20 protein-coding genes, 1 other RNA gene and 1 pseudogene are annotated in these 21,078 nt (G+C 60.0%); 13 read left to right on the top strand and 9 right to left on the bottom strand.

The features are described 5' to 3' along the window. Window positions 1-59 precede the first annotated feature (59 nt). Window positions 60-509: an EVE domain-containing protein gene (locus BZL43_RS15650; RefSeq protein WP_095633152.1), complete on the bottom strand. Its 450-nt coding sequence runs from the start codon at window positions 507-509 to the stop codon at window positions 60-62. 199 nt (window positions 510-708) lie between these two features. On the opposite strand from BZL43_RS15650, the gene BZL43_RS28305 reads away from it, so the two are divergent. Continuing rightward, window positions 709-858 (top strand): hypothetical protein, encoded by a 150-nt coding sequence (locus BZL43_RS28305; protein WP_095633153.1) that lies wholly within the window; start codon window positions 709-711, stop codon window positions 856-858. Between the two features lie 36 nt (window positions 859-894). On the opposite strand, the gene BZL43_RS15660 is transcribed toward BZL43_RS28305, so the two are convergent. The 4 genes from BZL43_RS15660 to BZL43_RS15675 form a co-directional block, all read right to left on the bottom strand. Then, entirely contained in the window at window positions 895-1,500 is a 606-nt protein-coding gene (locus BZL43_RS15660; RefSeq protein WP_095633154.1) for a 5-formyltetrahydrofolate cyclo-ligase, read from the bottom strand. An 85-nt stretch (window positions 1,501-1,585) separates the two neighbouring features. Then, window positions 1,586-1,764: non-coding RNA, 6S RNA (gene ssrS, locus BZL43_RS15665), on the bottom strand. Window positions 1,765-1,794: 30 nt separating this feature from the next. Further along, complete coding sequence (locus BZL43_RS15670) at window positions 1,795-2,112, bottom strand: cell division protein ZapA (protein ID WP_095633155.1); 318 nt, start codon at window positions 2,110-2,112, stop codon at window positions 1,795-1,797. Beyond that, window positions 2,109-2,318 (bottom strand): TIGR02449 family protein, encoded by a 210-nt coding sequence (locus BZL43_RS15675; protein WP_007899405.1) that lies wholly within the window; start codon window positions 2,316-2,318, stop codon window positions 2,109-2,111. Before BZL43_RS15675 ends, BZL43_RS15670 begins: the two co-directional genes overlap by 4 nt. 126 nt (window positions 2,319-2,444) lie before the next feature. Here BZL43_RS15675 and BZL43_RS15680 point away from each other — a divergent pair, with 126 nt between their 5' ends. From BZL43_RS15680 to gcvP, 10 genes and pseudogenes are all read left to right on the top strand, one after another. Continuing rightward, complete coding sequence (locus BZL43_RS15680) at window positions 2,445-2,999, top strand: YecA family protein (protein ID WP_095633156.1); 555 nt, start codon at window positions 2,445-2,447, stop codon at window positions 2,997-2,999. A gap of 27 nt (window positions 3,000-3,026) precedes the next feature. Beyond that, window positions 3,027-4,361 carry a Xaa-Pro aminopeptidase gene (gene pepP, locus BZL43_RS15685; protein WP_095633157.1) on the top strand — a complete coding sequence of 445 codons (1,335 nt, stop codon included), beginning with the start codon at window positions 3,027-3,029 and terminating at the stop codon, window positions 4,359-4,361. Next, entirely contained in the window at window positions 4,358-5,545 is a 1,188-nt protein-coding gene (gene ubiH / locus BZL43_RS15690; RefSeq protein WP_095633158.1) for a 2-octaprenyl-6-methoxyphenyl hydroxylase, read from the top strand. The genes pepP and ubiH overlap by 4 nt, the downstream gene beginning before the upstream one ends. 22 nt (window positions 5,546-5,567) lie before the next feature. Then, window positions 5,568-5,663 (top strand): annotated as a pseudogene (locus BZL43_RS28580) (tetrameric acyl-CoA thioesterase); the annotation flags it as partial. Window positions 5,664-5,671: 8 nt separating this feature from the next. After that, on the top strand, window positions 5,672-6,889 hold the full coding sequence (locus BZL43_RS15695) for a 2-octaprenyl-3-methyl-6-methoxy-1,4-benzoquinol hydroxylase (RefSeq protein ID WP_168185101.1): 1,218 nt from the start codon (window positions 5,672-5,674) through the stop codon (window positions 6,887-6,889). A 250-nt stretch (window positions 6,890-7,139) separates the two neighbouring features. Beyond that, the gene (locus tag BZL43_RS15700; RefSeq protein ID WP_095633160.1) at window positions 7,140-8,144 is read left to right on the top strand and encodes an extracellular solute-binding protein; all 1,005 of its coding nucleotides are present in this window, start codon (window positions 7,140-7,142) and stop codon (window positions 8,142-8,144) included. 143 nt (window positions 8,145-8,287) lie between these two features. Beyond that, window positions 8,288-9,904 carry an iron ABC transporter permease gene (locus BZL43_RS15705; protein WP_095633161.1) on the top strand — a complete coding sequence of 539 codons (1,617 nt, stop codon included), beginning with the start codon at window positions 8,288-8,290 and terminating at the stop codon, window positions 9,902-9,904. Window positions 9,905-10,058: 154 nt separating this feature from the next. After that, window positions 10,059-11,141: a glycine cleavage system aminomethyltransferase GcvT gene (gene gcvT, locus BZL43_RS15710; RefSeq protein ID WP_095633162.1), complete on the top strand. Its 1,083-nt coding sequence runs from the start codon at window positions 10,059-10,061 to the stop codon at window positions 11,139-11,141. A gap of 48 nt (window positions 11,142-11,189) precedes the next feature. After that, window positions 11,190-11,573: a glycine cleavage system protein GcvH gene (gcvH, locus tag BZL43_RS15715; protein WP_095633163.1), complete on the top strand. Its 384-nt coding sequence runs from the start codon at window positions 11,190-11,192 to the stop codon at window positions 11,571-11,573. A gap of 197 nt (window positions 11,574-11,770) precedes the next feature. Next, window positions 11,771-14,644 (top strand): aminomethyl-transferring glycine dehydrogenase, encoded by a 2,874-nt coding sequence (gene gcvP / locus BZL43_RS15720; RefSeq protein WP_095633164.1) that lies wholly within the window; start codon window positions 11,771-11,773, stop codon window positions 14,642-14,644. A gap of 193 nt (window positions 14,645-14,837) precedes the next feature. Here the strand turns inward: gcvP and BZL43_RS15725 are convergent, their stop codons facing one another. The 3 genes from BZL43_RS15725 to BZL43_RS15735 form a co-directional block, all read right to left on the bottom strand. Then, window positions 14,838-15,158 (bottom strand): DUF2388 domain-containing protein, encoded by a 321-nt coding sequence (locus tag BZL43_RS15725; protein ID WP_095633165.1) that lies wholly within the window; start codon window positions 15,156-15,158, stop codon window positions 14,838-14,840. A gap of 210 nt (window positions 15,159-15,368) precedes the next feature. Beyond that, entirely contained in the window at window positions 15,369-17,153 is a 1,785-nt protein-coding gene (locus BZL43_RS15730) for a GspE/PulE family protein (protein WP_095633166.1), read from the bottom strand. A 90-nt stretch (window positions 17,154-17,243) separates the two neighbouring features. Next, complete coding sequence (locus BZL43_RS15735) at window positions 17,244-17,582, bottom strand: hypothetical protein (RefSeq protein ID WP_095633167.1); 339 nt, start codon at window positions 17,580-17,582, stop codon at window positions 17,244-17,246. A gap of 126 nt (window positions 17,583-17,708) precedes the next feature. On the opposite strand from BZL43_RS15735, the gene BZL43_RS15740 reads away from it, so the two are divergent. Beyond that, on the top strand, window positions 17,709-18,194 hold the full coding sequence (locus tag BZL43_RS15740) for an Lrp/AsnC family transcriptional regulator (protein WP_095633168.1): 486 nt from the start codon (window positions 17,709-17,711) through the stop codon (window positions 18,192-18,194). A gap of 90 nt (window positions 18,195-18,284) precedes the next feature. On the opposite strand, the gene BZL43_RS15745 is transcribed toward BZL43_RS15740, so the two are convergent. After that, on the bottom strand, window positions 18,285-19,652 hold the full coding sequence (locus tag BZL43_RS15745) for an inorganic triphosphatase (protein ID WP_095633169.1): 1,368 nt from the start codon (window positions 19,650-19,652) through the stop codon (window positions 18,285-18,287). Between the two features lie 180 nt (window positions 19,653-19,832). Between BZL43_RS15745 and argE the strand changes: the two genes are divergently transcribed. After that, on the top strand, window positions 19,833-20,990 hold the full coding sequence (gene argE, locus BZL43_RS15750) for an acetylornithine deacetylase (RefSeq protein WP_095633170.1): 1,158 nt from the start codon (window positions 19,833-19,835) through the stop codon (window positions 20,988-20,990). Window positions 20,991-21,078 lie beyond the last annotated feature (88 nt).

Here is a 21,078-nt window from a genome sequence, read left to right on the forward strand (position 1 = left end):
CTGAGGGTCAAACCTGACCGATGGGTAAGGTAAACCAAAGGACAACGGTCCTGCTTCATTTAGCGCAGGCCAAGCACCGCCGTCCATTGCTCAGCGGTGACGGGCATCACCGACAGCCGCGAGCCTTTTTGTACCAATGGCATCTCGGCCAGCGCGGTTTGCTGCTTCAGATGATCGAGCCTCAGCACCTTGGGGAACGTCTCGACGTGAGCAACATCGATCGCGCTCCAGGCGTTTTTCTCGGCAGTGGCCTTGGAATCGAAATAATGACTTTCAGCTTCCAGTGCCGTTGGGTCCGGATACGCCGCCTCGACAATCTTGCCGATCCCGGCAATCCCAGGCTCGGGGCAGCTGGAGTGATAGAAGAAAAACTCGTCACCCACCGCCATGGCCCGCAGGAAGTTACGTGCCTGATAGTTGCGAACCCCGTCCCAGCGCGCTCGGCCTAGCTTCTCCAGGTCATGGATCGAGAGTTCATCGGGCTCGGATTTCATCAGCCAATAGGCCATGGTTTTGCTCCTTGCGAGGTGAGTGGGCAAGTGGTCGGTCAATTTTATGACAAACCGACGGTCGGTTGACGCCAGTGTTTGCGTGCCGGTTCACGTTGTCGCAAAATGCCGGCCTTCTAAGCTTGACGCTGCTGCACGGCCTACACCTACAACGGAACCGCTGCTGTCATCGTGTTGATATGCCTTTGGGGGGCAATCGATGAAACGCAAACCGGATTTACTATGGATTTTGGTTGTTCTATTTGGCCTTGGTGTCGTGACCACCGGCTATGCCCAAAGCCTGTGGAACAATAAACCCGATGCTCCGGTCGAGATCGCGCAGCAACAGCCGTCGGCCTTCAAGCGCTGAACCTGTCTTGATGGACGCCGCTGATACCAGTGGCGTCTAGTCCGCGAAATACCACGCCTTGTCCGTGACCGTTCCTTGCAACGGCACATCCCAGCTCGCCTGAGCCAATCGTTGCACCTTCTGGCATTCATGGGCCAGGCCCAGCAGCGTCGGCTTGCGCCAGTTTTTGCGCCGTGCCAGGTACGCCAGGCTTCGGTCGTAGAAGCCGCCGCCCATTCCCAGGCGTCCGCCGACATCGTCAAAGCCCACCAGCGGCAACAACACCAGATCCAGCGCCCAGACCTTGCGTTGCCGGGCAATGTTGTGCCGTGGTTCGGGAATGCGAAAACGGTTGGGCTTGAGCTTTTCCCCGGGGCGGATCCGCTGGAACACCATTTTGGTTCGCGGCCAGGCACTGAGCACCGGCAGATACGTCGTTTTGCCCCGACGTTGCGCGGCACGCATCAACAGGCGCGGATCGATTTCTCCGTCGGTGGGCAGGTACAGGGAAATGTGTTTTGCGCGGCGGAACAGCGGGTGCTGGATCAATTGCTTATACAGCCCGCGAGCGGCCTCGCGCTGCTGACAGGGTGTCAGTGCGCGGCGGGCCTTGCGCAGCATGCGTCGAAGTTGCGGGCGGGGCAGCAGCGCAGGTTCGGTCATGGATTCAGGCTTCAGAAGTGCGAGTACCAAAGCGTACCCGTAAAAAAGCCGATGCCGGTATTTGAACCGGCATCGGACTGGAATAAGGCTCCCCGGATGAACCGCTGTCGACTTAGCCCTTGAACCCGAAAGTTCAAGGTGGAAGATGCAGTAGGCTTTAAGGCTTTCCGTCTAGCGGACATGCACACCAGCCCAACGTGCAACCTCCAGGGTAGTGCGAATCGGCTCAGGGACGTCGTCAACTGGCAAGCACCCCAGGGAGTGATGCGAGTATACCCCAAGCGGTTTCGCGTTTCAGCCCTTGGTGACATCCGGATCGGTCGACAGCGCCAGATCGACGCGGTCCAGCAGGTCGCGAACCTGCTCACGGGTCGAGCTGCTGGCCTGCACATCCGGGCGTTCTTCCTTGTGCAGAAGCTCGTGTGTGATGTTCAGGGCTGCCATCACGGCGATGCGGTCGGCGCCGATGACTTTGCCGCTGCTGCGGATTTCGCGCATCTTGCCGTCCAGGTAACGGGCAGCGCTCACCAGATTGCTGCGCTCTTCCTGGGGGCAAATGATCGAATATTCTTTGTCGAGGATCTGCACGGTTACGCTATTGCTTGAACTCATGAGTCTTGCTCCAGGGCCTTGAGGCGCGAAATCATCGATTCGACCTTACGCCGGGCGATTTCATTTTTTTCAATGAGGTGCGCGCGTTCCTCGCGCCAACTCTTTTCCTGAGCTAATAGGAGTCCGTTCTGACTCTTTAGTTGCTCGACTCGAGTAATCAGCAATTCGAGTCTGGCCATCAGCGCTTGCAGGTCGGTGTCTTCCATTGGGTCCACTGGTTGTGTCTGATGCGTGATAGCTGGCGGACAGCCTTTAATAGTCTTGGCGAGTCTGTCGATGTAGGATACAAGGCCTTCATTCTAGACATAGCGCCGTCTGGCGCCTAGCTGCCCATGCCCATTCAGAATTCTCCGTACCAAGCCTTCGCCACCCTGCTGAGCACCAGCGGCCATCCCGTCTCGCCTGCCGAACTGCACGGCCTGTTGCTCGGTCGCAGTTGCGCCGGTGCCGGCTTTGAAGCCGACAGCTGGTTGGCCGACGCCGCCGAGCTGCTCGAAGGCGAGCCACAAGACAACGTTCGCAACGCCTTGATCGGGCTGCAAGAGATGGTCAAGGGCGAGCTGACCAGCGACGACATGACCGTTGTTCTGCTGCTGCCGACCGACGACGCGCCACTCACCGAGCGTGCGGCCGCGCTGGGTCAGTGGTGCCAGGGCTTCCTCGCCGGCTTTGGCTTGACCCGCCGTGAATACGCGTTGAGCGAAGAAGCTAAAGAAGTGTTGCAAGACCTGGCGGCGATTTCTCAGGTCCAGGATGCTCTGGAAGAGTCCGACGACGGCGAAAGCGATTACATGGAAGTGATGGAGTACCTGCGCGTCGCTCCTTTGCTGCTTTTTACCGAAACCAGGAAAACCGACAAAGCGGCTGCCAAACCGTCGTTGCATTAATCGCGTGCCAGGGAAAGCCATCTGCCCATGATTCATATCCCGAAATCGGAATACAGCCGTCGCCGCAAGGCGCTGATGGCGCAGATGGAACCCAACAGCATCGCCATCCTGCCCGCCGCCGCGGTGGCCATCCGCAACCGTGACGTCGAGCACGTCTACCGTCAGGACAGCGACTTCCAGTACCTCAGCGGTTTCCCCGAGCCTCAAGCCGTCATCGTGTTGATGCCCGGCCGTGAGCACGGCGAATACGTGCTGTTTTGCCGGGAACGTAATGCCGAACGGGAATTGTGGGATGGCCTGCGTGCCGGCCAGGAAGGCGCGATCCGTGATTACGGCGCCGACGACGCATTTCCCATCACCGACATCGACGACATCCTGCCGGGCCTGATCGAAGGCCGTGACCGGGTGTACTCGGCCATGGGCAGCAACCCGGAATTCGATCGGCACCTGATGGACTGGATCAACGTAATCCGCTCTAAAGCGCACCTCGGCGCCCAGCCGCCGAACGAATACGTTGCCCTGGATCATCTGCTTCACGACATGCGCCTGTATAAATCGGCGGCGGAAGTGAAGGTGATGCGTGAAGCCGCACGGATTTCCGCCCAGGCCCATATTCGTGCGATGCAGGCCAGCCGTGCCGGTTTGCATGAGTTCAGCCTCGAAGCCGAGCTCGATTACGAGTTTCGCAAGGGCGGGGCAAAGATGCCGGCTTACGGGTCGATCGTCGCCGCCGGGCGCAACAGCTGCATCCTGCATTACCAGCAGAATGATGCGGTGCTCAAGGACGGCGATCTGGTGCTGATCGATGCCGGTTGCGAGATCGACTGTTACGCCAGCGACATCACTCGCACGTGGCCGGTCAACGGCAAGTATTCACCGGAGCAGAAAGCGATTTACGAGTTGGTGCTGGCTTCCCAGGAAGCGGCGTTTGCCGAAATCGCACCGAACAAACACTGGAATCAGGCGCACGAAGCCACGGTCCGGGTGATTACCGCCGGTCTGGTGAAGTTGGGCCTGTTGCAGGGCGACGTCGACGAGTTGATCGCCAGCGAAGCCTATAAAGCGTTTTACATGCACCGCGCCGGCCACTGGCTGGGCATGGATGTGCACGACGTTGGCGAGTACAAGGTCGGTGGTGAATGGCGTGTGCTGGAAGTCGGCATGGCGCTGACAGTCGAACCGGGCATTTACATTGCGCCGGACAACCAGAACGTGGCGAAGAAATGGCGCGGCATTGGCGTACGCATCGAGGACGACGTGGTGGTCACTAAAACCGGTTGTGAAATCCTGACGAACGGCGTGCCGAAAACGGTCGCCGACATCGAGGCCTTGATGGCCGCCGCACGGGCACACGCGACATGAGTCGAGTCAATCTGGCAATCATCGGCGGTGGCCTGGTCGGCGCCAGTCTGGCGTTGGCATTGCAGGCCGGGGCCAAGGCCCGTGGCTGGAAGATCGTGCTGATCGAACCGTTTGCCCCCGGCGACAACTATCAACCGAGTTATGACGCCCGCTCTTCGGCGTTGTCCTTTGGTGCCCGGCAGATTTATCAACGGTTGGGCGTATGGCAGGAAATCTCCCGCCGCGCCGAGCCGATCAAACAGATTCATGTCTCCGACCGTGGACGTTTCTCCACCGCGCGGCTGTCGGCGATGGAAGAGGGCGTTCCGGCGCTGGGTTATGTGGTGGAAAACGCCTGGCTTGGCCAATGCCTCTGGCACAGTCTGGACAAGGACGTGATCAGTTGGCGTTGCCCGGCGGAGGTCACCGCCATGGAACCGCTGACCGACGGCTATCGCCTGGCGCTCAATGATGAAACCCTGGTGGAATGCGACCTTGCGGTACTCGCCGATGGCGGCCGTTCCGGCTTGCGTGAGCAACTGGGGATCGGCATCAAGAAACGCCCCTACAACCAGAGCGCGCTGATCGCCAACATCACCCCCAGCGAAGCGCACAACGGCATGGCCTTCGAACGTTTCACCGATGATGGGCCGATGGCCTTGCTGCCGTTGCCGGACAACCGTTGCGCGCTGGTCTGGACCCGTCTGGGCATGGACGCGCAACGGCTGGCAGCCCTTGATGACCGCAGTTTTCTCACTGAACTACAGGGCGTCTTCGGTTATCGCCTCGGCACACTGAAACAGGTCGGTGCACGGCATTTGTATCCGTTGTCGCTGATCGAAGCCGAGGAACAGGTCCGCCCGCATCTGGCAATCCTCGGCAACGCCGCCCACAGCCTGCATCCGATTGCCGGGCAAGGGTTCAACCTGTCGTTGCGCGATGCCCAGGCGCTGGCCGACAGTTTGTTGGGCAGCGAGACATCGCCCGGTGATTTCGCCACCTTGCAGGCCTACCGCGAGCGTCAACGCATGGACCAGAACCTGACCGTGGGCTTCTCCGATCAGGTCACCCGGTTATTCGGCAGCACTCAGCCGCTGGTTTCCCTGGGTCGCAACATCGGGCTGCTTGGCCTCGATCTGCTGCCGCCGGCCAAACGCTGGTTCGCCCGCCAAGCCATGGGCCTGCGTACGCGTCCCGATGACTAAGAGAAAGCCGGGCAGGGGGCACCTGCAAGTCGTTATTCACGACGGCGCGAGCTCTTGGGTGATGCGAGTCGAAAAAAAACTTTATGTGCGGCTCAAGCCGCAAGCGAGACAGGTTTAAGCATGGAAATGCGCGCAGATCTGCTGATTGTCGGGGCTGGAATGGTCGGCAGTGCCTTGGCGCTGGCGTTACAAAACAGTGGGCTGGAGGTCCTGCTGCTGGACGGCAGCCCCCTGAGCGTCAAACCCTTCGATGAACAGGCGCCGTTCGAACCGCGGGTGAGCGCCTTGTCGGCGGCCAGCCAGCGAATACTCGAACACTTGGGCGTTTGGGATGGCATCGTCAGCCGGCGCAGCAGTCCTTATACAGACATGCACGTCTGGGATGGCAGCGGCACCGGGCAGATCCACTTCTCGGCGACCAGCGTGCATGCCGAAGTGCTTGGGCATATCGTCGAGAACCGTGTGGTGCAGGACGCCTTGCTCGATCGACTGCACGATTGCGATCTCGGGTTGCTGGCCAATGCGCGCCTGGAGCGGATGCGTCGCTCCGGTGACGACTGGCTGCTGACCCTGGCCGATGGCCGTACTTTGCGGGCCCCCTTGGTGATCGCGGCGGATGGCGCCAACTCGGCCGTTCGGCGCCTCACTGGTGTGGCGACTCGCGAATGGGACTACATGCACCACGCGATCGTAACCAGCGTGCGCAGCTCAAAACCTCATCAAATGACCGCGTGGCAACGATTCACCGACAACGGCCCGCTGGCGTTTCTGCCGCTGGAGCGGGACGGTCAACAGGATTGGTGCTCGATCGTCTGGTCAACCACGCCGAGCGAAGCCGAACGCCTGATGGCGCTGGATGACGAAGGCTTCTGCAAGGCGCTGGAACGGGCCTTTGAAGGCTGCCTCGGCACCGTGCTGCGCGTCGACCCGCGTTTGTGTGTGCCGCTGCGTCAGCGTCATGCCAAGCGTTACGTGGCTGAAGGCCTGGCACTGATCGGCGATGCGGCCCACACCATCCATCCGCTGGCCGGGCAAGGCGTGAACCTTGGTTTTCTCGATGCCGCGGTGCTGGCCGAAGTGCTGCTGCAAGCGGCCGCGCGCGGTGAGCGGTTGGCGGACGTGAAAGTACTCAGTCGCTACGAGCGTCGGCGCATGCCCCACAACCTGGCGTTGATGGCCGCGATGGAAGGGCTCGAGCGATTGTTCCAGGCCGATCCGTTGCCGGTGCGCTGGTTGCGCAATACCGGGTTGAAGATGGTCGATCAAATGCCCGAGGCCAAGGCATTGTTCGTGCGAGAAGCGCTTGGGTTGATCGGGGATCTGCCGGCACTTGCCAAGGCCTGACAGGGATGGCCTTGTGGCGAGGGGGCTTGCCCCCGTTGGGCTGCGAAGCAGTCCCGGCATTTATCCCAGACAAAGTTTGCTATCCGGTCTGCGACCGCTACGCGGCCGAACGGGGGCAAGCCCCCTCGCCACATTTGTCTTTCATTCGGCTGTGCAACATCCGGTAACGCCTCCACCCACTGTCCGATTGAGATGCGAAATGTGAGTCCTTATCATTTGCTCTCACTCCCCCATTCGAGAGACCACTCCCATGTTGGCACCCAAGCGTCTACTGACCGCCCTGGCCCTGACCCTGATTGGCAGCACCGCCGCCCAGGCCGCCGACGAGGTGGTGGTTTACTCCTCGCGTATCGATGAGTTGATCAAACCGGTCTTCGATATGTACACCCAGAAAACCGGCGTGCAGGTGAAATTCATCACCGACAAGGAAGCGCCGCTGATGCAGCGGATCAAGGCCGAGGGCGAAAATGCCACTGCCGACCTGCTGCTGACCGTCGATGCCGGCAACCTCTGGCAGGCCGAGCAAATGGGCATCCTCCAGCCGTTCACTTCCAAGGTGATCGACGCCAACATCCCGTCGCAATACCGCGCATCCTCCCATGCCTGGACCGGCCTCAGCCTGCGGGCACGGACCATCGCCTATTCCACCGACCGGGTAAAACCCGGTGAACTGACCACCTACGAAGCGCTGGCGGACAAACAATGGGAAGGTCGTCTGTGCCTGCGCACGGCGAAGAAGGTCTACAACCAGTCTCTGACGGCCACCATGATCGAAGTCCATGGCGCCGAGAAAACCGAGAAAATCCTCAAGGGCTGGGTCAACAACCTGTCCACCGACGTGTTCTCCGATGACGTTGCCGTGCTGGAGGCGATCAACGCCGGCCAGTGCGATGTCGGCATCGTCAACACTTACTACTATGGCCGTCTGCACCAACAGAAGCCGGACCTGCCGGTGAAACTGTTCTGGCCGAATCAGGGCGACCGCGGCGTGCACGTCAACCTGTCGGGCATCGGCCTGACCAAACACGCTCCACACCCAGAAGCCGCCAAGGCGCTGGTGGAGTGGATGACCACGCCTGACGCACAGAAGATTTTCGCTGACGTGAACCAGGAATTCCCGGCCAACCCTGCCGTTGAGCCTTCAGCTGAAGTCGCGAGCTGGGGCAAGTTCAAGGCTGACACCTTGCCGGTGGAAATCGCCGGTAAACGTCAGGCTGAAGCGATCCGGATGATGGATCGGGCTGGCTGGAACTGAGTCTGCTGTTTTAAAGGTCAAAAGATCGCAGCCTTCGGCAGCTCCTACCGGGTGTACATCATCCCAACGTAGGAGCTGCCGAAGGCTGCGATCTTTTTGCATTTTTTCCTTACACTTCACGATTTCCTCGCGAGACACCTTCCTTGGCCCACCCTGCCCAACGCCGCTGGTATCCCCTGGTCTTCGCCATTGCTGCGCTGGTGCTGCTGCCCCTGAGCGTTCTGCTTTTTTCCTGGCAAATCATTGATCAGCAGATCTGGTCCCACCTGTGGGACACGCAAATGCCGCGGTTGCTGGGCAATACCCTGACGTTGGTACTCGGCGTCGGCTTTGGCGTAACGCTGCTGGGCGTCAGCCTGGCCTGGCTCACAAGCCTCTGCGAATTCCCCGGTCGGCGTTGGCTGGACTGGGCGCTGATGTTGCCCTTTGCGATTCCCGCTTATGTGCTGGCATTCGTCTTCGTCGGCCTGCTGGATTTCGCCGGCCCCGTGCAAACCTTGCTGCGCGAATGGTTTGGCAGCGGTTTGAGGCTACCGCGAGTGCGCTCCACCGGCGGAGTGATTCTGGTGCTGGTGCTGGTTTTCTATCCGTATGTTTACCTGTTGGCGCGTAGCGCATTCCTGGCTCAAGGCAAAGGCTTGATGGAAGCAGCGCGAGTCCTTGGGCAATCCCCTTGGCAGGCGTTCTGGCGAGTGGCATTGCCGATGGCGCGTCCGGCCATCGGCGCGGGCGTGGCGTTGGCGCTGATGGAAACCCTGGCGGATTTCGGTGCCGTGTCGGTGTTCAACTTCGATACGTTCACCACCGCTATCTACAAGACCTGGTACGGCTTCTTCAGCCTCTCCACCGCCGCGCAACTGGCCAGCCTGTTGCTGTTGGTGGTGATGGTCGTGCTGTATGGCGAGCGCCGTGCCCGCGGGGCCAACCGGGCGAGCAACGAACGGCCACGGGTCAAGGCGTTGTATCACCTGAGCGGGTTCAAGGCGCTGGCGGCCATGAGCTGGTGCGCTCTGGTGTTCGCCTGCGCCTTCGTCATTCCCGTGCTGCAACTGATGGTGTGGTTCTGGCAACGCGGGCGCTTCGATCTGGATGAGCGTTATGCCGGATTGATCCTCCATACCCTGTACCTGGGCGGCATGGCCGCAGTGATCACCGTCAGTGTCGCTCTGGTACTGGCCTTTGCCCGTCGATTGGCGCCGACTCGGGCGATCCGCTCCGGCATCAGTCTGGCCAACCTTGGCTACGCCTTGCCGGGCTCGGTGCTGGCGGTGTCGATCATGCTGGCGTTCAGTTACCTGGATCGCGAACTGGTGGTCCCGTTGTCTGGCTGGCTTGGCGGCGCGGGCAAACCGCTGCTGCTGGGCAGTCTGTCGGCGTTGTTGCTGGCCTATCTGGTGCGCTTCATCGCGGTGGCCTATGGGCCGCTTGAAAGCAGCCTGGCGCGAATACGGCCCTCTTTGCCCGAAGCAGCACGTAGCCTTGGCGTCAGTGGGCCACGACTGTTTTTCAAAGTGTATCTGCCGCTGCTGCTGCCGGGCACATTGAGCGCGGCGTTGCTGGTGTTCGTCGACGTGCTCAAGGAAATGCCCGCAACCCTGCTGATGCGCCCGTTTGGCTGGGACACGCTGGCGGTGCGGATCTTTGAAATGACCAGCGAGGGCGAGTGGGCGAGGGCCTCGTTGCCGGCATTGACCCTGGTGTTGGTCGGGCTGTTACCGGTCATCGGATTGATCCGACGTTCGGCGCATCGAAACGCGTAGGTGTCAGTCCTACACCTTGCGGCTACAATGCGCGGCATTCGGTGCGGTCCGTCCTCGGATCGGGTTGCTGAAATCGGCTGAAAGCCTTTATTTCAAGGCATTTATCCCGTACAGCGCCTGCCCGCACCTTCGCCACGCCCGGAAGGAGAAACCCATGGGACAGCGTACGCCTCTGTATGACCTTCATCTCGCCCTCGGCGCGAAGATGGTCGATTTTGGCGGTTGGGACATGCCCTTGCATTACGGCTCGCAGGTCGAGGAACACCATCAGGTGCGCCGCGATTGCGGGGTTTTCGATGTATCCCACATGACCGTGATCGATGTCGACGGCCCCCAGGCCAAGGCCTGGCTGCAGTATTTACTGGCCAATGACGTCGAACGTCTGCACAGCCCCGGCCGTGCCTTGTACAGCGCCATGCTCAACGAGCACGGTGGCATCGTCGACGACATGATCGTCTACCGTCTCCAGGACGGTTATCGCCTGGTGGTCAACGCCTCCACCCGCAATCAGGATCTGGCCTGGATGCAGGCGCATCTCGACGACTTCGATGTACGGCTCAACGAGCGCTCCGAACTGGCGATGCTGGCCATTCAAGGGCCTCACGCCCGGCACAAGATTGCCGAACTGGTGACTCAGTCCCGCGGCACGCTGATTGAGAAGCTCAAATATTTCGAAGGCCAGACCGACGGTGACTGGTTCATCGCGCGCACCGGTTACACCGGTGAGGATGGTCTGGAAATCCTGCTGCCAGCCGATCAGGCCCCGGGCTTCTTCAACGATCTGGTGGGCGCGGGTATTTCCCCGATCGGCCTCGGCGCGCGAGATACCTTGCGCGTCGAAGCCGGCATGAACCTCTACGGGCAAGACATCCATCAAGAGGTTTCGCCATTGGCCTCCAACATGGCCTGGAGCATTGCCTGGGAACCGGACACGCGCCAGTTCATTGGCCGCACTGCCCTGGAAGCCGAACAGGCCAATGGCGTACAGCACAAACTGGTGGGGCTGGTCCTGGAAGAACGTGGTGTTTTGCGGGCCCATCAAGTGGTTCGCATCGCTGATGTTGGCGAAGGGGAGATCACCAGTGGTAGTTTCTCTCCTACGCTTAGCAAGTCGATTGCACTGGCGCGCGTACCGGTGGCCACCGCCGACCGCGCTGAAGTGGAAATCCGTGGCAAGTGGTACCCGGTTCGAGTGGTCAAACCGACCTTCGTACGCCACGGCAAAACCTTGATCTAACTTTTTTGGCGGCAATGACCGCTGACATTTTTCTTGAGGACACAAAACATGAGCGAAATCCCAGTCGACCTGCGTTTTGCCGAAAGTCACGAATGGGCCCGTCTAGACCATGATGGCGGCGTGAAAGTGGGTATTTCAGACCATGCTCAAGAAGCCTTGGGTGATGTCGTGTTCGTCGAGCTGCCGGAAATCGGCAAAGTGTTCGAGGCCGGTGAATCTGCGGGTGTCGTGGAGTCAGTCAAGGCTGCGTCCGATATTTACTCGCCGGTTTCCGGCACCGTCATTGCCGTCAACGAAGAGTTGGCCAACAACCCGGAACTGGTCAACAGCGCGCCTTATGACAGCTGGTTCTTCAAACTCGAACCAACCGATACCTCCGAGCTGAACAACTTGCTGGACCCGGCGGCCTACAAGGTCGCCATCGGCGAGTAATGCTCGCCCCGTAGGAGCTGCCGAAGGCTGCGATCTTTTGATCTTGTATTCTTAAAATCAAAGATCAAAAGATCGCAGCCTTCGGCAGCTCCTACATCGTTTACCGACTCCTTCTTCAATGGCTCCCCGACAGCGACTGCTATGCTGGTTTGACCGCATTGCATCGACGCCGAGCGCCAGTCAAGAGAGAGCCCGTCATGTCCCAGTTGCCGTCCTTGAGCCAGTTACGCGACCCCAATACCTTCCTGCGCCGCCACTTGGGCCCCGATGCCGCCGAGCAGCAGGCGATGCTCGACAGCCTCGGTCTTGGCAGCCGGATCGAACTGATCGAGCAGACGGTGCCGCCGGGAATCCGCCTCAACCGGCCGCTGGACTTGCCGCCGGCCCTCGACGAACAAGCCGCGCTGGCCAGGTTGCGGGGTTACGCCGAGCAGAACCAGGTCTGGACCAGCCTGATTGGCATGGGATACCACGGGACCCTCACGCCGGCCGTCATCCTGCGCAACGTGCTGGAAAATCCCGGTTGGTACACCGCCTATACCCCCTATCAACCAGAGATCGCTCAAGGCCGGCTCGAAGCGTTGCTGAATTTCCAGCAGTTGACCATCGACCTGACCGGCCTGGAATTGGCCAACGCCTCGCTGCTGGATGAGGCCACGGCGGCAGCCGAGGCCATGGCATTGGCCAAGCGCGTGGCCAAATCCCGAAGCAACCTGTTTTTTGTCGATGAGAACTGCCACCCGCAGACCATTTCCGTGGTGCGGACCCGGGCCGAAGGGTTCGGTTTCGAGCTGATCGTCGACGCTGTGGATAACTTGCAACAGCACCAAGTGTTCGGCGCGTTGCTGCAATACCCCGACACCCACGGTGAAGTGCGCGATCTGCGTCCATTGATCGATCAATTGCATGCCCAACAAGCTCTGGCTTGCGTGGCGACCGATCTGCTAAGCCTGTTATTGCTGACCCCACCGGGGGAGTTGGGCGCCGATGTGGTGTTCGGTTCATCCCAGCGATTTGGCGTGCCTATGGGATACGGCGGCCCTCATGCGGCGTTTTTTGCCAGCCGCGACGAATACAAACGGGCGATTCCCGGGCGGATCATCGGTGTGTCGAAAGATGCTCGCGGCAATGTCGCCCTGCGCATGGCCCTGCAAACCCGCGAGCAACATATCCGCCGGGAGAAGGCCAACTCCAACATCTGCACCGCCCAGGTGCTGCTGGCCAATATCGCCAGTTTCTACGCGGTCTACCATGGACCGGAAGGGCTTAAACGGATTGCCCAACGTGTCCATCGGCTGACCTGCATCCTCGCCGCTGGCCTGGAGCGTCACGGAATTACCCGTCTCAACCAGAATTTCTTCGACACCTTGACCCTGGAGGTCGGTGGCACTCAGACGGCGATCATCGAAAGCGCTCAGACGGCGCAGATCAATTTGCGCATTCTCGGCCGCGGGCACCTGGGCCTGAGCCTCGACGAAACCTGCGATGAAAGCACCGTGGCGAAGCTGTTCGATGTGTTTCTCGGTGCCGATCATGGGCTCAACGTCGACGACCTGGACGCTGAAACGCTGGCATCCGGTATTCCTGCCGGGTTGCAACGCAGTACGCCTTATCTGCGTCATCCGGTGTTCAACGCTCATCACAGCGAAACCGAAATGCTGCGTTACCTCAAGCAGCTGGAAAACAAAGACCTGGCGCTCAATCAATCGATGATTCCGCTGGGCTCTTGCACCATGAAGCTCAATGCCACCAGCGAGATGATCCCCATCACCTGGCCACAGTTCGCCAACCTGCATCCGTTTGTGCCGAAAGAGCAGGTGGTGGGTTATTCCTTGATGATCGAGGAACTGGAGCGCTGGCTTTGCGCAATCACCGGTTTCGATGCGATCTGCATGCAACCCAACTCGGGTGCCCAGGGCGAGTACGCCGGGTTACTGGCGATTCGCAAATATCACGAGAGCCGCCATCAGGGCGCGCGGGATGTTTGCCTGATCCCGGCTTCGGCCCACGGCACCAACCCGGCCTCGGCGCAAATGGCCGGGATGCGCGTGGTGATCGTCGAGTGCGATGAGGCGGGTAATGTCGATCTGGATGATCTGAAGGAAAAGGCCACGGCAGCGGGGGATAAACTCGCCTGCCTGATGGCGACTTATCCTTCGACCCATGGGGTTTACGAGGAAGGCATCAGCGAGATCTGTGAAGTTATCCACAGCCATGGCGGTCAGGTGTACATGGATGGTGCCAACCTCAATGCGCAAGTCGGATTGGCACGGCCGGCAGACATCGGTGCCGACGTGTCGCACATGAACTTGCACAAAACGTTTTGCATTCCCCACGGCGGCGGTGGGCCGGGCATGGGGCCGATCGGTGTTCGCGCGCATTTGGCGCCGTTCGTCGCCAATCACCCGGTAGTGCCCATCGATGGCCCGCTGCCGGCAAACGGCGCGGTGAGCGCGGCCCCTTGGGGCAGTGCGAGCATTTTGCCCATCAGCTGGATGTACATCGCCATGATGGGACCGCAATTGGCGGATGCGAGTGAGGTGGCGATCCTCGCCGCGAATTACCTGGCGCAGCATTTGGCCGGCGCATTTCCAGTGCTCTACACGGGGCGCAACGAGCGAGTGGCCCACGAATGCATCCTCGACTTGCGCCCGCTCAAGGCGCAGACCGGGATTAGTGAAGAGGATGTTGCCAAGCGTCTGATGGACTATGGCTTCCATGCGCCGACCATGTCATTCCCGGTGCCGGGGACGTTAATGGTCGAACCGACCGAGAGTGAATCGAAGGCGGAACTGGACCGTTTTATCGGCGCGATGCTGAGTATTCGCGCGGAAATTACCGAGGTGCAGAACGGCAATTGGCCGGCGGAGGACAACCCGTTGAAACGCTCACCGCATACCTTGGCCGATATCACCGGGGTTTGGGAGCGCCCGTACAGCATCGAGCAGGCGGTGACGCCAGATGCGCACACCAAGGCCCATAAATATTGGCCGGTGGTGAACCGTGTGGACAATGTCTACGGTGACCGCAATCTGTTTTGCGCGTGTGTGCCGGTGGACGAATACCGCTGACAGCGGGAGGCTGATCGTGCCCACGCTCTGCGTGGGAATGCCTCCCGGGACGCTCCGCGTCCCAAGAGCGGACGCAGAGCGTCCATGGCGGTGCTACCACGCGCAGCGTGGGGAGCGATCATTGACAGGGTTTTGTATCGGGCAAAAAAAATGCCGCTCATCCAGAGCGGCATTTTTTGTTCAGCAACGAACCTTATTTCGAAGCGATGGCATTCTTCGCCAGGAGGGCGTTCGCCAGTTCCATGTCCGTGGCTTGCAGGCCAGGGTTATCGGCGCGGACTTTCTGTATCGCAGCTTCCAGGTAGGGGCCGCGGATGGCGCCGTCACTGGCAACAAAGCTGCCGGCGTCGTCCTGGGCGGCGACGACCAGCTTGTGATCCCTGGAGGTCAGGTAAGAGGTGCCGGTGGTGGCACCGGATGTAAGGACGTTACGCCAAAAGCTGTCATCAGCCATCGCCGAACCGACTGGAAGGGACAACACGGCGAAGGTAGCGACAGCAAGTTTGAGACGCATAAAAGGTGACTCCACTGGGTTTTAACTGCGGGCTTTGATTGCCAATTACCCAATCGAGTTCCGTGACGGCTGTCGGAGCTGCCGCAGGCTGCGATCTTTTGTTGTTGTTTTTAAAGCGAAAATCAAAAGATCGCAGCCTGCGGCAGCTCCTGCCAGGCATGCAGGCTTGGCAGTTGCTACAAACAAGGAGTGTGTAGCGGTTGAAATGGCCTACTTCTGCTCACTCTGCGGCGTCACCCGCAGCACCTCTTCGATCGTGGTCAGCCCCGCCGCCACTTTCTGTGCCCCTGACAAGCGCAAACTGCGCATGCCTTCCTTGAAGGCCTGACGGCGGACCGCCAGTAAATCGGTATCGGGGTTGATCAGTGCTTTGATGCCGTCCGTCAGCTGCATGATTTCGTACACTCCGGCGCGGCCGCGATAGCCGGTTTCGCGACATTCCAGACAACCGATGGCGCGTTGTGCGTTACCTGGCAGTGGCGCTTGCCAAGGTCGGGTCAGGGTTTGCCAGTCGTCCTCGCCCAAAGTTAATGGCGCCTTGCAATGCGGGCAGAGGGTTCGGACCAGGCGCTGAGCCATGACTCCGAGTACCGTGGCCTTGATCAAATAGTGCGGCACGCCGAGTTCCAGCAGGCGGCTGATGGCGCTCGGGGCGTCGTTGGTGTGCAATGTCGACAGCACCAAATGGCCGGTGAGTGCGGCCTGAATCGCCATTTCGGCGGTTTCGAGGTCGCGGATTTCGCCGATCATGATGATGTCCGGGTCTTGGCGCATCAGTGCGCGCACGCCGGCGGCAAAGGTCAGCTCGATGTTGTGCTGGACCTGCATCTGATTGAACGCTGGCTCGACCATTTCGATCGGGTCTTCAATGGTGCAGAGGTTCACCTCTGGCGTCGCCAGTTTCTTCAGGGTGGTGTACAGCGTGGTGGTCTTGCCCGAACCGGTCGGCCCGGTTACCAGAATGATGCCATTGGGCTGGCGAGTCATGTCCTGCCAACGGCGCAAGTCATCGGCGGAAAAACCCAGCTGATCGAAATCCTTGAGCAGCACTTCCGGGTCAAAGATCCGCATGACCATTTTTTCGCCGAACGCGGTCGGTAATGTCGACAGGCGCAATTCGACTTCGCCGCCATCCGGGGTTTTGGTTTTGACCCGGCCGTCCTGGGGTTTGCGCTTTTCTGCGACGTTCATCCGCCCCAGGCTTTTCAGGCGGCTGACGATGGCCATGGTCACCTGCGGCGGGAATTGATAGACGTTGTGCAGCACGCCGTCGATGCGAAAGCGCACCGTGCCTTGCTCGCGCCGGGGTTCGATGTGGATATCGCTGGCCCGTTGCTGGAACGCGTACTGGAACAGCCAGTCGACGATGTTGACGATGTGCGCATCGTTGGCGTCCGGCTCCTGGTCGCTGGCGCCGAGGTTGAGCAACTGTTCGAAGTTGCCCAGGGTGCTGTTTTGCTGATCCGCGTTGGTGGCGCCCGTGACCGATTTGGCCAGCCGGAAAAACTCCACGCTGAAACGCTGGATGTCCACCGGGTTGGCGACTACGCGTTTGATCGGCAGCTTCAGCACGTGGGTCAGGTCGGCTTCCCAGCTGCTGACGAAGGGCTGGGCGCTGGCGACGGTAACGGCGTCGCGGTCGATGGACACCGCCAGAATCTTGTGGCGTTGGGCGAAGGCATAGGACATCAGCGGCGTGATGGCCGCGACGTTGATTTTCAGCGGGTCGATGCGCAAGTAAGGCTGACCGGCCCGCTGAGACAGCCAGAGTGTCAGGCTTTCCAGATCGAGGTGTTTGCCGGGACGGCTGAGATCGTCCAGGTGTTGGCTGGCGATGAATTCCAGCGGGTGCTGTTGACCATTTATGGCATGACGGCGGCGGGCGTTGAGCGCGTGCTCGGCCGAATCCTGACTGATAAAACCTTGGGCGACCAATTCACGCAGCAAATCATTAAGGTCCAGCCAGCGGTCCTGAGTGGCGAGTTGAACGGACATGCGGGCTCCTTTTGAACAACCGTTCGCAAAGGATAGTCGCGCACCCGCAGACCGTTGGGCCACTACCCGACCAAGGCATGTCGTTTCTTTTCAGCCTGTCGCCTGAGCCGGCTCTACCCACGCAGAATCAACCACTTGCAGGTTCACCGAGCAGACGCTGATCAGGTTACGTAATTTTTCCGCAATCACTTGAGCCCGGTGCCCGCTCAGGCCGTCCATGACGATGTCGACCGACAGCAGATCGTCCATGCGCTGCACGTTGACTTGCTGAGGTGTAAGAAACTGCAGGGCGAACAGGTTAAGCGCCCGACACAGCAGGTCCGGCTCGGCCTCGGCCAGTAATTGATAGTGAACGCGGCAATGGGCGTTGTTGACGTTCCAGACATCGGCGCGGGCAGGCAAGGTGGTCACGGATTCTAAATGCGGCATGGTCGAGCTCCAAAATCACTGGGGGAATTTTTACATTCGGTGCCGGGCATTTCTTATCTATGATTGGGCGAATTGGTGATTTATCGAATCGATCAATTCGTATTCATATCATTTACAGGTTTTTCTATGCACAGCGAGATGGATAACTACGACCGCATGATTCTGGCGTTGCTGCAAGAGGACGCTTCGCTCTCCAGTGCGCAGATCGCCGAACAGGTGGGGCTCTCGCAGTCGCCGTGCTGGCGGCGGATCCAGCGGATGAAGGAAGAGGGGATAATTCGCGCTCAGGTGACGTTGCTTGACCGCAAGAAAATCGGCCTGAACACGCAGATCTTCGCCGAGATCAAACTCAACGCCCACGGACGTTCGAACTTCACTGAGTTCACCGAGGCGATTCGCGGTTTTCCCGAGGTGCTGGAATGTTATGTGCTGATGGGGTCGGTGGATTTCTTGCTGCGGATCGTCACAGCAGATATCGAGGCTTATGAGCGCTTCTTCTTCGAGAAACTGTCGATGGTGCCGGGGATTCAGGAGGTCAACTCGATCGTGGCGTTATCGGAGATCAAGTCCACGACGAGTTTGCCGGTGTTGCGGGGGGGTAGAGATTTATAGCGCTTGTGCGGGCCTCTTCGCGGGCAAGCCTCGCTCCTACAAGAGATCCTGCTGCCCTTGTAGGAGCGAGGCTTGCCCGCGAAGGCGATTTTACAGACGCAGCAAAGTCTTCCAGGCGCGATTCTGATACACCGCGATGGCCTGCTGCTTGCGCGCATCCAGCGATTCATCGGTGATCGGCTCGTTGGCCAGTTGCGCCAGTTTGTTCAATTCACCGTACAGGCGATCCATTTCCGGGATCTCCAGTACATTGCGGGCATGGTGCAGCCACGCCTGGATGCGTTCGATACGCGGCAACTGTTCGGCCAGGTCTTCCGGCTGTTGCTGATAACGCTGCAACTGCAGCGAGTTGGCTTCTTCGCCCAGCATGCGTGGCAACCAGCTGCCCAGTTGTGCAGCGCCCTGGCGATTACCGCGGGTGTTGCGATCGCTGGCCCAGGTGCGAGCCAGCAACCAGCGCGAAGTGTTCAGGGAGAACAGGCCCCAGCGCGGGTCTTCGAGTTCTTCGAGGAACTGCTCCGGCGCGGCTTTGCGCACGTCTTCGTCGTCCAGGCCGGCTTGTACCAGTGGGCGCCAGTCTTCCAGCAGGGCATCCAGCGCGATGCGCAGATCATGCGTCGACTGACGCGGTGCGGCCTGACCGAGGCTGCTGATCAGCGCGCGCATCTCAGCGAGGTTCTCGACCCAGTCTTGCAACAGACGCCAGTGGCCATTGAAGCGATATTGCTCGGCCAATCGCTGGCTACTGCTCAGCAAATGCCAGCTCAATGCGGCGAACGCATCGTCCAGCGGCATCTCGGCAGTGATTTGCGGCGCAGCCAGGCTCAGCGAGTAGCTGTTGGCGTCGAACAGGCGATAACCGCGTTCGGCCTTGCTGATGTCACACGGCATCAGTGGAAGGGTCGCGGCCAGTTCGGCGGCCAGTTCCAGCAGCGCGGCCGGTTCGCCTTCGCGCAGTTCCAGTTCCAGCTCGCAGATTTCTTCTTTTTGCTTGCCGACCACCACGTGGCCCAAATCCAGCGCGGCTTCGATGACCACTTTGGTCTTGCCACGGCCCCAGGCGATTTCGGCGCGTTCGCGAACGAAATCGGTGGTGAAGATGGCTTTCAGGGTTTTCTTGTCCAGTTCGGCCAGCTCTTGGGGCCAGCATTCGCCGTCGAGTTTTTTCACGTCGAGCTTGGCTTTGGCCAGAGGCCAGTCGTACTCGTGACGCTCGGACAAACCGGCGACGCTCTGGCCACGGGTCTTGAGGGTCTGAATCACTTCGTCGCCATCGCGGCGCAGGCGCAGGGCAACCTTGGCGCGGGCCAGGTCGCGCTCAGGCGTGTCGAAGTACTGGTTCATCAACTCACGGCGTTCCCAGCCACTTTTGTTGCGTTTTTTCAGTAACGGGTGCTCGCGCAAGGCGGCGAGGGTTTCGCGGCTGACGCGGAGTTTGATTTCGGTTTCTTTCTGCATGGCCGGAAAATCCAGGATCGGGAGCGCAGCCGGGGGAATGTGTGGCTGCCAAGGTCGTGCAGTGTACAGGACTCATTCGAGATAGGGTCTGTTGACGCTTGGTGACGCGCGCCGCGACAGTTTATTCCTGTCACCGGATGGTTCTATGATGGACTTCAATTCGCGAGTGGGGAGTCAGCGATGCCTTTGCCGTCCATGAAAGATCAGTTCGCTGCGCTGATCGCCGCGCCGTCCGTCAGCTGTACCCAACCTCGCCTGGATCAAACCAATCGGCCGGTCATCGACTTGTTGGCGACTTGGCTGGGGGACTTGGGTTTTGCCTGCGATATCCAGCAGGTCAGCCCCGGCAAATTCAATCTGCTGGCCAGTTTTGGCTCCGGCCCCGGCGGCCTGGTGCTCGCCGGTCACAGCGATACGGTGCCGTACGACGAGGCGTTGTGGCAGACCGATCCGCTGAAACTGACGGAAGTAGAGGGTCGTTGGGTCGGTTTGGGCAGTTGTGACATGAAGGGTTTCTTCGCCTTGGCCATCGAAGCCGTCAAACCCTTGCTCGACCAACCGTTCAAGCAACCCTTGCTGATTCTCGCCACCTGCGATGAAGAAAGCTCAATGGCCGGAGCTCGTGCCCTGGCCGAAGCCGGACGGCCCTTGGGTCGCGCGGCGGTGATCGGCGAGCCGACCGGGCTGAAGCCGATCAGGATGCACAAAGGCATCATGATGGAACGCATCGACATCCTCGGTCAGAGTGGCCATTCCTCGGACCCGCGCCTGGGTCACAGCGCCCTCGAAGCCATGCACGACGCCATGGGCGAACTGCGCGGCCTGCGCCTGGCGTGGCAGCGCGAGTTTCGTAACCCACAGTTCAGCGTGCCGCAGCCGACCCTGAATTTCGGTTGCATCCACGGTGGGGACAACCCTAATCGCATTTGCGGCCAGTGTTCGCTGGAATTCGACTTGAGGCCTTTGCCAGGCATGGACCCCAAAGCGCTGCGCGCAGCGATTTTGCAGAAGCTCAATCCGATTGCCGAACGGCATCAAGTGAAGATCGATTACGCGCCGCTGTTCCCTGAAGTGCCCCCCTTCGAGCAGGCCGAAGACTCGGAATTGGTCAGGGTCGCAGAAAAACTCACCGGCCATCGCGCCGAAGCAGTGGCGTTTGGCACAGAAGCGCCTTATCTTCAGCGTCTTGGTTGTGAAACACTGGTACTGGGCCCGGGCGACATCGCCTGCGCGCACCAACCGGGGGAATACCTCGAAATGTCACGTTTGCAACCTACCGTGCATCTATTACGTCAACTGATTGAACATTACTGCCTGACACCGGCCAAAACGGTGTAGGAGCTGCCGAAGGCTGCGATCTTTTGATCTTTGCATTTTAAAAACAAGATCAAAAGATCGCAGCCTTCGGCAGCTCCTACAGAGCGTG

It is taken from the genome of Pseudomonas sp. PICF141 (assembly GCF_002286815.1).
Taxonomy (GTDB): domain Bacteria; phylum Pseudomonadota; class Gammaproteobacteria; order Pseudomonadales; family Pseudomonadaceae; genus Aquipseudomonas.

What these genes read in the sequence shown, in the direction of transcription:
- ubiH (WP_095633158.1), top strand. Translation starts at nt 4,358, where the DNA reads ATGAGTCGAGTCAATCTGGCAATCATCGGCGGTGGCCTGGTCGGCGCC.
- BZL43_RS15730 (WP_095633166.1), bottom strand. Translation starts at nt 17,153, where the DNA reads ATGTCCGTTCAACTCGCCACTCAGGACCGCTGGCTGGACCTTAATGAT.
- gcvP (WP_095633164.1), top strand. Translation starts at nt 11,771, where the DNA reads ATGTCCCAGTTGCCGTCCTTGAGCCAGTTACGCGACCCCAATACCTTC.
- BZL43_RS28305 (WP_095633153.1), top strand. Translation starts at nt 709, where the DNA reads ATGAAACGCAAACCGGATTTACTATGGATTTTGGTTGTTCTATTTGGC.
- BZL43_RS15725 (WP_095633165.1), bottom strand. Translation starts at nt 15,158, where the DNA reads ATGCGTCTCAAACTTGCTGTCGCTACCTTCGCCGTGTTGTCCCTTCCA.
- BZL43_RS15675 (WP_007899405.1), bottom strand. Translation starts at nt 2,318, where the DNA reads ATGGAAGACACCGACCTGCAAGCGCTGATGGCCAGACTCGAATTGCTG.
- BZL43_RS15670 (WP_095633155.1), bottom strand. Translation starts at nt 2,112, where the DNA reads ATGAGTTCAAGCAATAGCGTAACCGTGCAGATCCTCGACAAAGAATAT.
- BZL43_RS15745 (WP_095633169.1), bottom strand. Translation starts at nt 19,652, where the DNA reads ATGCAGAAAGAAACCGAAATCAAACTCCGCGTCAGCCGCGAAACCCTC.
- gcvH (WP_095633163.1), top strand. Translation starts at nt 11,190, where the DNA reads ATGAGCGAAATCCCAGTCGACCTGCGTTTTGCCGAAAGTCACGAATGG.
- BZL43_RS15680 (WP_095633156.1), top strand. Translation starts at nt 2,445, where the DNA reads ATGCCCATTCAGAATTCTCCGTACCAAGCCTTCGCCACCCTGCTGAGC.
- BZL43_RS15700 (WP_095633160.1), top strand. Translation starts at nt 7,140, where the DNA reads ATGTTGGCACCCAAGCGTCTACTGACCGCCCTGGCCCTGACCCTGATT.
- argE (WP_095633170.1), top strand. Translation starts at nt 19,833, where the DNA reads ATGCCTTTGCCGTCCATGAAAGATCAGTTCGCTGCGCTGATCGCCGCG.
- BZL43_RS15650 (WP_095633152.1), bottom strand. Translation starts at nt 509, where the DNA reads ATGGCCTATTGGCTGATGAAATCCGAGCCCGATGAACTCTCGATCCAT.
- BZL43_RS15740 (WP_095633168.1), top strand. Translation starts at nt 17,709, where the DNA reads ATGCACAGCGAGATGGATAACTACGACCGCATGATTCTGGCGTTGCTG.
- BZL43_RS15735 (WP_095633167.1), bottom strand. Translation starts at nt 17,582, where the DNA reads ATGCCGCATTTAGAATCCGTGACCACCTTGCCTGCCCGCGCCGATGTC.
- BZL43_RS15660 (WP_095633154.1), bottom strand. Translation starts at nt 1,500, where the DNA reads ATGACCGAACCTGCGCTGCTGCCCCGCCCGCAACTTCGACGCATGCTG.
- gcvT (WP_095633162.1), top strand. Translation starts at nt 10,059, where the DNA reads ATGGGACAGCGTACGCCTCTGTATGACCTTCATCTCGCCCTCGGCGCG.
- BZL43_RS15695 (WP_168185101.1), top strand. Translation starts at nt 5,672, where the DNA reads ATGCGCGCAGATCTGCTGATTGTCGGGGCTGGAATGGTCGGCAGTGCC.
- pepP (WP_095633157.1), top strand. Translation starts at nt 3,027, where the DNA reads ATGATTCATATCCCGAAATCGGAATACAGCCGTCGCCGCAAGGCGCTG.